Source organism: Bilophila sp., from assembly GCF_057864385.1.
The window spans coordinates 1-12,175 of record NZ_DBMAFI010000027.1; the positions used below are offsets into that span (position 1 = coordinate 1).

A 12,175-nucleotide genomic window follows, 5' to 3' on the forward strand; every position below is an offset into this window, starting at 1 on the left:
GCTCCCTTCCCCCTCCCCAAACCCCACCCCTATCCCCCTAAAACTTTCGTAAGGGTCGGCGGCGGGACGGGGGGATTGGAAGAGTTGGGCCTTGGCATCCGTCTCCCGGAACTGCGTCAAGGAAAGGCAAGGAAGCATTTCTTTTTGGATCTGTCATAGCATGTGGCTGTTTTAGCCCTACAGTATGCTGAAAATACAGATGTTTTGTTCATTTTTCCGTCGATGGACTCCATGCTTGGGACTTTTATTGGTTATTTCTTTGGAACTTTAGGAAATAAAGCATCAATCATTTTTTCTGGCACGGCTTTTTTATGATGTTTTTTTTGGGGGGCTAGCTGTCGTTTGGGCTTGTTATGGGTTATTTTCGTTGGCTGTGTCATAGAAAATGGTTGGTGCTTTTTTCCTTGAAGTTTCAAAGGAATAACCGACAACATGCCTGAGCCGTGGATCCCGCCAAGGGGAAAACTGGAGAAAAAGGCTATATTTTCAAAGCACTGTGGAGATGAAACAACCACATACTCTAACAGAGCCTTTCTTTTTCTTCTCTCTCTCTCTCTCTCTCTCTCTCCACATTTTCCGCCGGCGGGCTCTATGGTTGAGAGCTTTTATTGGTTATTGGAGTTTTAAAGAAAGCATCAACCATTTCCTATCCTATGACACAACCTTTCTTTAAGGGGGGTTCCGCTCGGCGCTTTCAGATCCGTTGTGGTCTCTCTTTTTTCCGTTTTCGTGACTGGATTGCGGTGGGAACGTGATTCAGGCATGTCCGGGGGCATGAGCATGATTTCCGAGTTTTTCGCGGACGGGGTGATCCCGTGGTCGCCGATTTTGCTGTCGCTGAAGGTTGCGGGCCTTGCGACCGCCGCCTCGTTTTGCGCCGGGGTCGCCGCCGCATGGCTTCTGGCCCGCCGCCGTTCGCCTTTTTCCGCAGTCTTGGACGCCATGTGTACGCTTCCGATGATACTGCCGCCCACGGTTTTGGGCTATTATCTTATCCTGCTGGTCGGGCGGCGCGGCGTCATCGGGCCGTGGCTGGCTGAGTGTGGCATCAACCTAATCTTTTCGTGGCAGGGGGCCGTGGTTGCGGCCACGGTGGTCGTGTTTCCGTTGATCTACAAGTCCGCCCGTGCCGCGCTGGAACTGGTGGACCCGCGCCTTGAGAACGCGGCCCGCACGCTTGGGGCGTCGGAGTGGAAAGTTTTCTGGCAGGTGTCGCTGCCTCTGGCGTGGCGCGGCATCGTCGCCGGGGGAATGCTGGCCTTTGCGCGGGGCATGGGCGAATTCGGCGCGACGCTGATGATCGCGGGCAATATTCCCGGAAAGACGCAGACCCTCGCGCTTGCCATCTATGACGCGTTTCAGGCGGGCAACGACGAGCAGGCGACGATCCTGGTCGTATTGACGTCGTGCCTGTGCCTTACCATTCTTGTCGTTGCCGACAGGTTGTTCGGCGGAAAGGCGGGAGGCCGCTGATGCTTGATGTGCAGATCCGCAAGCGCCTCGCCACGGGGCGGAAACGCGGCGACGGTTTTTCCCTTGAGGTGTCCCTGCGCTGTGCCACACGGCGGCTTGTCCTGTTCGGGCACTCCGGTTCCGGCAAGACGCTTACCCTCCAGTCGCTGGCGGGGCTGGTCCGGCCTGACGGCGGATACATCAAGATTGGGGACGACGTGCTGTACGCTTCGGAACAGGGCATTGATCTCCCGGCCCGTGAGCGCCATCTTGGGTATGTCTTTCAGGATTATGCGCTGTTCCCGCACCTGACAGTCCGCAAGAACGTGGAATTCGCGCTCGACAAGACGAAGCGGACCTTCTTCGGCCGCCCTTCCCCCGCGGCCCGTAAATCCGTGGAGGCGCTTCTGGAACGCTTTGAGGTCGGGCATCTGGCCGAGCGGTATCCCCGTGAAATTTCCGGGGGCCAGAGGCAGCGCGTCGCACTGGCCCGCGCCCTTATCACCGCGCCCCGGATGTTGTTGCTGGACGAACCCTTTGCCGCACTGGATCCGCTCCTCCGGGTCAGGATGCGCCGCGAGATCCGCGCCCTGCTCGACGAATGGAACATCCCCGTCGTGCTGATCACCCATGATCCCGCCGATGTGGACGCCTTTGCGGACTCGCTGGCCGTCTACAGCAATGGCACGATCAAGCATATCCTCGACGACTATCCTTCCCGCCGGGCGAACGAGCCGGACGCGCTTTCGCTTCTTGCCTCATTGGTTGAAGTATAGCCGGAACAGCCTGGTGGAAGGAACAAGCACGAAGCGCCGCCGTTTCCTTTTTCCACCGCCCTCGTTCTTTCCAACCTCTTCACTGAGAACAAAGGTTCTGTTACAGTATGTGGTTGTTTTTTTATCTCCGCAACACGATGAAAATACAGCCTTTTTCTCCGGCTTTCCCCTTGGCGGAATCCATAGCTAAGGTATAGGGCTGATTATTCCTTTGGGCTTCAAGGAAAAAAGCATCAGCCATTTCCCATGACATAGCCATAACAAAAAGCCTTTCCCAGTCCGGGGAAGGCTTTTTGTTTAGCTCCATTGTAATAACCGGCTGATATTTTTTGAAGCTCCAAACAAGCAATCACTGAAATCCTTCACTTTGGGATTTCGTCAACAGAGAACTTATGGAAAATACTGTATATTCACTGTATTGCCTAACTATGCCAGTCAGATCCCGTGACGCCTTTTGGGGCAATCCCTACAACAGGGATTCAATGAACTCCGTGTGGAGGCTGCCGAGGTCAGAGGCGGGCAAGCCCTGCAACAGGGATTCGATAAAGTCGAAAGTCTTTGGGGATGGAGGGGTGGGGTTTGGGGAGGGGAGGAAGGGGCTTTCTTCAGAAAGGCCCTTCCTCCCCTCCCCAAGATTTCAGCTATATCCCCAAAACGACGGCAAACGCCTTGAACAGGACGGACACGGGCTTGCCGGGCTCAAGCTTGAGCATGCGGGCGCTCTGGGAGGTAATGACGGCGCAGACGGTGGAGCCTTCGTCGAGGGTGACGATGACTTCGGCTTCGATTTCTCCGAGCTGGACGCTCTGCACCTTGCCGGAGAAGTGGTTGCGGGCGCTGGTGGGCGCGTCGCCGGTGCTGATGATGACCCACGGGGCCTTGATCGTCGCGGTGGTGTTGATGCCTTCGCGGAGTTCGAGGTTGTCGGCGCTTTCGGCGGTGATGACGGAGACGACCTGAAGGCCGGTTGAAGTCAGGATTTCCACTTCAACGAGCAGATCGCCGCGCTTGATGCGGTTAATGGTTCCGGTAAACGCGTTGCGGGCGCTGGTTTTTTTCATAGCTTCCCTCCTAATATGGGAATGGACGATTTTTCGGGCGTCTTCACGGGAAAAGTGAAGGTAACTTGCCGTCAGGGTCGGGCTCTGCTGCCCGAGGAACTGCTGGACGATCTTGAGCGGCACGTCGCCGCGCAGAAGTTCAATGCCCCGCGAGTGCCGAATGACACGGGGGCTGAGGAGCTCCTTCGGCAGATCGACGTCTTTCGCCCGCTCATAGAAGATACGGCGCACATAGCCTTGATCAAGGTGCAGCACCTCACCGCGCAGGCCGAACATGAGAGGGGACTCCAGCACTTGCCGGATTTCCGCCATGATGGCTTCGGGGAATTGAAGCTCCCTGGGGTTCTGCCCCCGGACGCTGACGATGGAGCGGGCAAAGTCGAGATCCGTGCGGTCGTCGATGGACAGGGCTTCGCCAAGCCGCAGCGCACCGTAGCGGATGAGCAGAAAAACCAGCCACAGCCGTCCCCTTGAGCGGCTCTGCGTCGTGGAGGCGGACGCCTTGTACCAATCAAGAAACGCCTTGGAAACGGCGTCGAGCTGTTCCGAGGTCAGATGCCTGACATTTTCCGGGACGGTGAATTGGCCGCCGGGGTGCGGCGTGGACGGGGGCGGGGCCTGGGGCGCGCTGCGGGTTTCGCGTTCATGGCGGACACAGGCTTCGATGAACCGCAGGGCGGAGTCGTCAAGCCCCTGAACAAGGCGGGTTATTTCTTCCTGCATGGAATCTCCTCTGTACCGATAAGCGACTTTTCGGGATATGCAGGCTATCCCACGGGCTGATGTAGGCGAAAGCCAGTCACGCAGTTTCCCAAAAGAGTGACAAGATTGCCGGGAAAACGCAAGGGGGGTATTGGTGAAAAGGTTACCGTTCGTGAACCGCAACAGTCGAACAACAAAGGAGTATGGACATGGATAAGCGTTTTTTCCGTCGGTGTGCCCGAAATGCGGCGTTCGGCCTTTTGGGGTGCCTCCTTTTGGCGGCTCCGGCGTTTGCGGCGCAGGAAATCACGGTTTCCGGCGCAGCCAGCCTGACGAATGCGTTCACGGAGATAAAGGGGCTTTTTGAGAAGAAATACCCCGACATCAAGGTGCATACCAACTTTGCGGCCTCCAACCCCCTGCTCAAGCAGATGGAAGAGGGGGCTCCCGTCGATGTGTTCGCTTCCGCGGATCAGGAAACGATGGACAAAGCGGCGGCCAAGAAGCTGGTCGATACCGCCACGCGCAAAGATTTCGCGCTCAATGATCTCGTTATGGTCGTTCCTTCCGACAGCAAGCTCAACCTGACCGGAGCCAAGGATCTGACCAAGCCCGAAGTCAAGCGCATCGCCGTGGGGAATCCCGACTCCGTACCCGCCGGCCGCTACACCAAGGCGGCCCTGACGACCGCCGGCCTCTGGGAAACGTTGCAGCCGAAGTATGTTTTCGGCGCGAGCGTCCGTCAGGCTCTGGACTATGTGGGCCGTGGCGAGGTTGACGCCGGTTTCGTTTACCGCACCGACGCCAAGCAGGGCGGCGACAAGATGAAGGTGGCTGCCGTGATGGATGGCCACAAGCCTGTCCTGTACCCCATCGCCGTGGCGACCACGGGCAGCAACCGTGACGGCGGCGCGAAGTTCGTCAATTTCGTGCTCTCTCCCGAAGGACAGGCCGTGCTTGCCAAGTACGGCTTCAGCAAGCCGCAGAAGTAGCTGCATATATGTGGGGAAGGGAGGGGAACCTTTCTGGAGAAAGGTTCCCCTCCCTTCCCCACACCCCATCCCTCCCCTCCCAAGACTTTCGACGTTATCGAATCCCTGTTCGCGGCTGTTCTTTTGCTGTCGGCTGTGTCATAGAAAACGGTTGATGTTTTTTCTTTGAAGTTCCAAAGGAATAACCGGTAAAATGCCTTAGGCTCGGACTCAGCCAAGGGGAAGGCCGGGGAAAAAGGCTGTATTTTCACTGCCCTGTGGAGATGAAGCAACCACATGCCATGACAGGGCCTTTCTGTCGCCTCCTCTCGAACGATGTTGGATGATTGTTTCGTCTGCGGCATCGCTTCGGCAGGAGGCTTTTTTATGGATTCCCCCAAGTGTGGGGGGAACGGTGTGGAAGTTTGTTTGGCTGGGTTTATTATTCCCGGCCTTGGAGTATCTTGCTCTTCAAGTCCGTTGGAGCAGGTTTCCTATCCTTTTTAGTGCGAAGGGCTGCGTAATGGAGGGGAAGAGGGCGTGTAAAAAGTATATTGGCGTTTTTTAGAAGGCCGTGTCATAGGAAACGGTTGATGCTTTATTTCTTGAAGCTCTAAAGGGATAGCCAATAACAAGCCCTCAACCTTGAAGTTTATCAGTGAAAAATTAAATAGCAACACATATTTTCAGTATATTACAGGGATAAAACAACCATATGCTATGACAGCGGCTTTTAGAAAGGCTGTGTTATAGAAAATGGTTGATGCTTTTTCCTTGAAGATCCAAAGGGATAACCGGAAAAATGCCTTATCAGTGAATCCCGTCAAGGGGAAAACCGGATAAAAAGTCTCTATTTTCAGCATACTGTGAAAATAAAACAACCATGTATATGACAAAACCAAACCATTTAAAAAAGCTACTCACCGAACAATAGAATTTCCCAATCAATTCCTGCAAACTTACCGCCGGGTCAGGCCCATGCCTGCCGCCGGAAGCCATTTACAACATCTTCAGAACCCTGCATTTTTCTAACTCTGTCAACCAACAATCAATATTGATGTTTTTCTAAAGGTTCTGTTCAAGTTTACGGTTGATAAAGAGAAAGGCTCTGTTATCGTTTATGGTTGTTTTATCTCCACAGTGCGGTGAAAATACAGCCTTTTTATCCGTTTTTCCGCTGATGGACTCCATAATTGGGGCATTTTATGAGTTATTCCTTTGGAATTTCAAGGAAAAAAGCATCAGCCATTTCCTATGATGCAGCCTTTAAATTATTCGACAGGCGATTTGTGAAGCAGCCTTTGGGAAAGCAAAAAGCTTGCAAGGAATGGGGATTCAGGGAACAATATTCCCGAATCCTCATTTTTTCAGGAGCACGGAATCATGCGGCATTGGCTTTTTAAAAGCGAACCCGGTTGTTATTCGTTTACCGATTTGGAAAACGCGCCCGCCCAGACCACGAGTTGGGACGGCGTGCGGAATTATCAGGCCCGCAATTTCATGCGCGACGACATGAAGAAAGGTGATTTGGGATTCTTCTACCACAGCGGCAAGAATCCTGAAATCGCCGGGATTGTGGAAATCGTGCGCGAAGGGCATCCCGATCTCACGGCGCAGGATCCCGATGCCGGGCATTTTGATCCGAAGGCCACGCCGGACGATCCCCGCTGGTACATGGTGGATGTGAAGCTGGTGCGGCGATTCGATCCGCCGGTTCCCCGCAGCCTGCTGCGGTTTGTTCCTGAGCTGGCGGGGATGGAGCTCATGAAGACCGGAAGCCGCCTCTCCGTGCAGCCTGTGGAGGCCGAAGCCTATGCCGCCATCGTCAGGCTGGCGGATCAGCTCGCCGCGGACAGGACGGCGGGGCAAGAGGTGAAGGCATGAGCGAGCTTTTGCGTTCTCCCGATGCCGAACTTGCCGCGCTGGAGGCCCGTATCGCCCGCTTGGAGCGGCTGGAGGAGCAGGTCTATTTTCAGGAGCGGACGCTTTCCGCCCTCAACGAGGCGATAACGCTTCAGCAGAGGCAGTTGGACGATCTTCAGGGGCGCGTGGAAGCCGTTGAGGAGAAGTTCCGTGAGCTTTGGGAGCTTGTCGGCAACGAAGGCGGAGAAGCGACCGTGCCGCCGCATTACATGAGGCTAGCATAGCTTTTGTTCGGCTAGGAAAAAGATTGGAGGGGGAAGGAGGGCCTTTCTGAAGAAAGCCCCTCCTTCCCCCTCCAAACCTCCCCCTTCCTCCCCAAAGACTTTTGACTTTATCGAATCCCTGTTGCAGGGAATCGTTTAATACGAGGAAAGGGCATTGCACGTTGGATGGTTAAATTGGGCTCTGTTATAAGTATGTGGTTGTTTCATCTCCACAGCGCGGTCAAAATACAGCCTTTTTCTCCTGTTTTTTCCTTGGCGGGATCCACGGCTAAGGTATTTTATCGGTTAATCCTTTGGAACTTTAAGGAAAAAAGCATCAACCATTTTCTATAACACAGCTTTAAATTTTATGTCTGCGTCATAGCAAGTGGTTGATGCTTTATTTTTCTCAATGCCAAGGGAATAACCAATAAAATCCCCCAATCATAGAGTCCGTCAACGGGGAAATGAGAGAAAAAGCCTCTTTTTTCACCACACTGTGGATGTGAAGCAACCATATTCTATGCCAGAGCTTTATATCCTATGCAACTTCATATGATTTTTGAAACTATTCAAGGCCGTGCCATAGGAACGGATTGATGCTTTATTTATTGAAGCACTAGGTTGTGTCGTTGTTTTTTACATATAACTATTAAAATCATTAAAATAATATTTTTGCGACTTGAAAAATTGTTAAATAATTTCAACATAGTATATCTAATTGGCGACACGGCCTAAAGGAATAATCAATAAAGTGGTTCAGCCATGAAGTCCGCCAGCGGAAGAACTGGAGAAAAAGGCTGTATTTTTCATCATACTATGGAAATGAAGCAACCATACTCCATGACAGTGCCCTAGCCAAAAGTGGATGCCCTCAAAAAGAAAGGCTGTGTTATAGAAAATGGTTGATACTTTTTCCTTGAAGTTCCAAAGGGATAATCGGCAAAATGCCTTAGCCGTGTGGATCCCGCCAAGGGGAAAACCGGAGAAAAAGGCTGTATTTTCACCTTATTGTGGAGATGAAACAACCACAAACTATAACAGAGCCAAAAGAAAAGCCTTCCCTGTTCTTGGGAAGGCTTTTTTGCCGTCCGGGAAAGCCGATATGAGGGATTCGATAAGGTCGAAAGTCTTGGGAAGGGAGGGGGTGTGGGGGAGGGGAACCTTTCTCCAGAAAGGTTCCCCTCCCCCACATTTTTTCTCTCTCTTCCCCTATTACTTCACAGGAACCGTGGAGATCGCGTTGAAGGGAGAGCCGTCTACGAGGCGGCGGCTGACCGCGAGATAGACGAGCGTGTTGCGCTTGGCATCCCAGATGCGGGTGACGCGGGTGGCCTTGAAAAAGACCGATGTCGATTCACGGAACACGTTGGCCTGCTTGGGGAGCTTGGCGGGGATTTCGATAGGGCCGACCTGACTGCACGAAATGGCGAAGTTGGACGGATCTTCGGCAAGCCCAAGCGAGCCGGAAACACCGCCGGTTTTGGCTTGGCTGATGTAGCAGGCCACTCCCGGAATGTCGGGATCGTTGAAGGCCGAAACGCAGACTTTGTGATTGGCTCCGAGCAGTTTCCATTCCGTGGTGACGCAGCCCACATCGGAATCGTCGGCATAGGCGAAGGACGGGAGGAGCAGGGAGCAGAGCAGGGCAAGGCTGGCGTATGGCTTGAGCATGGTTTCTCCTTTGGGGGTTAACAATCGGGAAGGGTGATGGAACCCGAAATGTTGCGCAACGCGCCGGGCATGAGCTCACAGGCAAGCGTATATTCTTTGGGAACGCCGGGATAGGAGATGGATGCGGCTGAATGGAATCCGAACCGGTTGTAGTAGGCAGGATCGCCGATGAGCACGGCGGACGAGTGCCCCAGTGCGGCGGCCTTGGCGAGGGCCTCACGGACGAGGGCCGCTCCGATGCCCTTGGCGCGCCATTCGAGCGCCACGGATAGCGGGGCGAGGATCAGCGTATCGAAGCAGCCGCCGTTTTCGCGGATGGACGCCCCGGTCAGCATGATGTGACCGATGAGTACGCCATTCTCTTCAGCGACAAGCTCCAGTTCGGGGATGTAGCGCCCCTTACGGAGTTTGAGGACGAAATCCTGTTCGCCGCCGTCGGAGACTTTCGCGGTCTGGAATGCCGTTTTGACAAGGGAATAGATGGCGTCGAAGTCTTGGGGCGCTGCTTGTCTGATGGTCATGGCAAGCCTCTGGAGGGCTGGATGTTCGGGGGTGGGGAGGTAGGCCGGACGGAACCTAGCTGTTTTGTAAGTATATTATTCCAATAGGTTGAAATGAAACCAGCTCGGCTGGGGGCTTGGTTCAGCGTTCCAGCACGCCGCCGAGCTGTTCCAGTTGCTTCTGTACATGCGCGTCGTAGCGGGAAACGTCGCTGCGGATTTTCTGCATCACGTCAAGGAACAGGCGCAGATGCACGGACTGGTGGAACAGGCTTTCCAAAGCGGGGGCGAAGCCGCGCTTGACCTCGAATTCGTACGCCTTGCCCAGATCTTCCCTGACCACGGCGAGTTCCTGCCGGAGTGCGTCGCATACCCGCTCGGCGTATTCTTCGGCTTCGCGGCGGCGTTTGTCGAGGAAGGCGGCCTTGCGCTTGTCCTCGCGGCCGAGGTGGTAGAGCAGTCCCGCGGTCCCGGCCACGGCCGCGAAGACGGCCGCCGCGAGGGGGCTCGCCGCCGCCAGCGCGATAATGTTGCCTGCGGTAACAAGTATCGAGATCGGCCCGAGCGCGGTGAGGCGGCCCACGGTGAGCCCGGTCGTGAATACCGCGAGGTTCTTCATGTGCCGGTGCGTCTGTACGAGGAAGTGCGTGGCCGTCGAGGAGCCGCCGTCCACTTCGCCCGGATCGTCTTGCAGGCCGTCGATGTTGGAGCTCAGGCGGGCAAGGCATTCCTGCGAAAATTCGTCCATGCGTGCGGAAAAGAGGCGGAGCTTGTCTTCCCACGTGTGGAGGATGCCGCGCTGCTCGTCGAGGAACTCGTCCACGGCGCGCCGGGCAATGGCCCGTGCTTCGGTGGCGTCGAATTCCCTCCAGACGGAATCCCTGGCGAACTGGTGTCCGAGATCCGCCACTTTGCGGTTCACGGCGTCCATGAGCCGCAGCACCAGCGTTTCATGGAACTTGTTCAGCGCCTTCTCCGTGGATTCGTCCCATGCGTCCAAGTCCTTGGCGGCGGCGTTCACGACCTGCCGGGCCTGCTCCAGCGAGGAGAGGGCGGAGGCGGAAAGCTGTTTGGCGTGCGCGTCCAGCATACCGAGCAGTTCCGGGTTCGGCAGGGATTCGCGGTATTCCTGCACATGCTGGCGGAGCCGTTCGCGGGCGGAGTCGGCGATCCGGGAGTAGGCTTCCGCGATTTTTCGGCGGTATGCCTCCTTGCCCGCGTCCCTGTCCATGATTTCCCGCAGGAGGGCAAGGAGCTGCTCAAGCTCCCCGCAGCCGGACACGGAGCGCGACACCTTGGACAGCGTTTCCGAGAGGGCGGAACCTTCCCGGCAGCGCTCCTCGACGGCTTGCCGGGTATTGAGGGCCACGATCCCGGCGAGTTCCACATGGCCGGAACTCCGGCAGGCTTCGCGCAGCACGGTGCGCGCCTGTTCGCGGGCCGCTTCGAGGCTGGCGGCGCTGTTCAGGCGGTCGATGTTGGTCAGCACGCCGATGATGCTGACCGTGCGCCCGCTGCGGGCCAGCTTGCGGAGCAGGGACAGTTCGGAATGGGAGCCCGGATCGCGGGCGTCCATGACGAAGATGACGCAGTCCGCCTCAAGGCTTTCCTCGTAGGAAAGATAGTCATGAAACTGATCGGTATCATTGAGGCCGGGCGTGTCCACGAGCACGACGCCCGCCCGGAGCGTGTCCAGCGGCAGGCCCACGCTGACGCGGGCCACGAACCCTGAGAACCGCCCCTCAAGGCTGATGTAGTCGGACAGGTCGTCCCAGCAGGTGATGCCCGAAAGCAGCTTGCCGGGGATGAACGTGCCGTCGGACACCCCCTTGCGGATGTGTTCGATTTTGCGGGTGAGCAGCAGGTTGTCCTGTTCGTTTTCGAGATAGTCCTCAAGCCGGGCGAACTGGCTGGAGTCGAGGAACCGCACGCTGTAGTCCGGGGCGTGGGCGTATTTGAATTCCACCACGGTGGCGGTTTCCGGCGTGGACTCGCGCACCGGGGACAGCTCCTGTCCGATGATCGCGTTGATGAGCGAGCTTTTGCCGCGTTTGCGTTCGCCCACGATGACGATCTTGAACGGCTGGCGGCGCAGCATCTTGCGGAAAATATACAGCTCTTCGCGCAGATCCATGTCGTCGAGCGTCCACGCGATGCGGTCGAGCGAATTGGCGGAACGCTCCATGTCGGCGTTGAACTGGCTTGTTTCGGGCGCGAACCAGCCCGCGATTTCCTTCCGGGAAGGCAGGACGTTGGCCGCCTTGCGGCAGAGCCCGCCGAGGCTTTCCCCGACGTTGAGCCCGAAGCCGATGCCCCGGCCCGCGCTGCGTTCGAGGCGGGACTTGCGGAAGGCCCATTCGATGTCGTTGACGAGCGACCGCGCTTTTTCGTCGATCCGCTCCTCCTGCCCCCCGATGCGGGAGAGCGCCTTCAGCATGGTGTCCACGAATGTGGAGGAGACCTTTTGCGCGTCGGCCTGGTTCGCCATGTCGCGGGCGATGTCGGCGGGATCGGACGGCGGGTTCAGGAGCGCGTAGTGGAGTTTGGCTTGCAGCTCGGCATGGAGGGCGCGTTCCCCGAAAATGGCCTGCGCCGCCTCCTGCACAAGCTGGTATTCCCGGTAGGTGAGCATGTCGTCCGTCGTGGCGACCGCCGCGAGCAGCAACAGGATGCGGTCGTTGAAGGAGTCGCCGGGGATCGGCTGGATGGGTTGGGGGAGCATGGACAGCATGGAGGCTGAGGTGGGACGGGAGGGCATGGGGAGGCTCCTTTGCTGGTCGGTAAACGGCCCGTACCTTTTGTACCTAGCCGCAACGCCTTTTTTTTTCAATGGTTGGGAGGGGGCCCCGCGGGGTTCTCATCGTCTTGACTGGAATGGGATCAGCTTTACATATGATCAGTTAAGGCCGCGTG

Annotated in this window: 11 protein-coding genes; 5 read left to right on the forward strand and 6 right to left on the reverse strand. The window is 56.4% G+C overall.

Annotated features, from left to right (window positions below):
- Positions 1-251: 251 nt before the first annotated feature.
- Positions 252-515 carry a hypothetical protein gene (locus ACZM8Y_RS10125; RefSeq protein WP_482330250.1) on the reverse strand — a complete coding sequence of 88 codons (264 nt, stop codon included), beginning with the start codon at positions 513-515 and terminating at the stop codon, positions 252-254.
- Between the two features lie 265 nt (positions 516-780).
- Between ACZM8Y_RS10125 and modB the strand changes: the two genes are divergently transcribed.
- Both modB and ACZM8Y_RS10135 read left to right on the forward strand, forming a co-directional pair.
- Complete coding sequence (gene modB, locus ACZM8Y_RS10130) at positions 781-1,473, forward strand: molybdate ABC transporter permease subunit (RefSeq protein ID WP_308772265.1); 693 nt, start codon at positions 781-783, stop codon at positions 1,471-1,473.
- A complete protein-coding gene (locus ACZM8Y_RS10135; RefSeq protein ID WP_479860044.1) occupies positions 1,473-2,228 on the forward strand; it encodes a sulfate/molybdate ABC transporter ATP-binding protein in 756 nt (251 codons plus the stop codon). The genes modB and ACZM8Y_RS10135 overlap by 1 nt, the downstream gene beginning before the upstream one ends.
- 121 nt (positions 2,229-2,349) lie before the next feature.
- On the opposite strand, the gene ACZM8Y_RS10140 is transcribed toward ACZM8Y_RS10135, so the two are convergent.
- The gene (locus ACZM8Y_RS10140) at positions 2,350-2,577 is read right to left on the reverse strand and encodes a hypothetical protein (RefSeq protein ID WP_479860045.1); all 228 of its coding nucleotides are present in this window, start codon (positions 2,575-2,577) and stop codon (positions 2,350-2,352) included.
- A gap of 292 nt (positions 2,578-2,869) precedes the next feature.
- Positions 2,870-4,012: a TOBE domain-containing protein gene (locus tag ACZM8Y_RS10145; protein ID WP_337431712.1), complete on the reverse strand. Its 1,143-nt coding sequence runs from the start codon at positions 4,010-4,012 to the stop codon at positions 2,870-2,872.
- A 188-nt stretch (positions 4,013-4,200) separates the two neighbouring features.
- On the opposite strand from ACZM8Y_RS10145, the gene modA reads away from it, so the two are divergent.
- The 3 genes from modA to ACZM8Y_RS10160 all read left to right on the forward strand — a co-directional run bounded on the left by modA (position 4,201) and on the right by ACZM8Y_RS10160 (position 7,109).
- Positions 4,201-4,983, forward strand: a complete 783-nt coding sequence (gene modA / locus ACZM8Y_RS10150) for a molybdate ABC transporter substrate-binding protein (RefSeq protein ID WP_308772388.1) — start codon at positions 4,201-4,203, stop codon at positions 4,981-4,983.
- Between the two features lie 1,362 nt (positions 4,984-6,345).
- Complete coding sequence (locus tag ACZM8Y_RS10155) at positions 6,346-6,846, forward strand: EVE domain-containing protein (protein ID WP_479860131.1); 501 nt, start codon at positions 6,346-6,348, stop codon at positions 6,844-6,846.
- Complete coding sequence (locus tag ACZM8Y_RS10160) at positions 6,843-7,109, forward strand: SlyX family protein (protein ID WP_479860132.1); 267 nt, start codon at positions 6,843-6,845, stop codon at positions 7,107-7,109. Before ACZM8Y_RS10155 ends, ACZM8Y_RS10160 begins: the two co-directional genes overlap by 4 nt.
- Positions 7,110-8,303: 1,194 nt before the next feature.
- Here ACZM8Y_RS10160 and ACZM8Y_RS10165 read toward each other — a convergent pair.
- The 3 genes from ACZM8Y_RS10165 to ACZM8Y_RS10175 all read right to left on the reverse strand — a co-directional run bounded on the left by ACZM8Y_RS10165 (position 8,304) and on the right by ACZM8Y_RS10175 (position 12,020).
- Positions 8,304-8,762 (reverse strand): CreA family protein, encoded by a 459-nt coding sequence (locus ACZM8Y_RS10165; protein WP_302552928.1) that lies wholly within the window; start codon positions 8,760-8,762, stop codon positions 8,304-8,306.
- Positions 8,763-8,779: 17 nt separating this feature from the next.
- Entirely contained in the window at positions 8,780-9,283 is a 504-nt protein-coding gene (locus tag ACZM8Y_RS10170; RefSeq protein ID WP_482330252.1) for a GNAT family N-acetyltransferase, read from the reverse strand.
- Positions 9,284-9,404: 121 nt separating this feature from the next.
- Positions 9,405-12,020 (reverse strand): dynamin family protein, encoded by a 2,616-nt coding sequence (locus tag ACZM8Y_RS10175; RefSeq protein WP_302552930.1) that lies wholly within the window; start codon positions 12,018-12,020, stop codon positions 9,405-9,407.
- Positions 12,021-12,175: the final 155 nt, after the last annotated feature.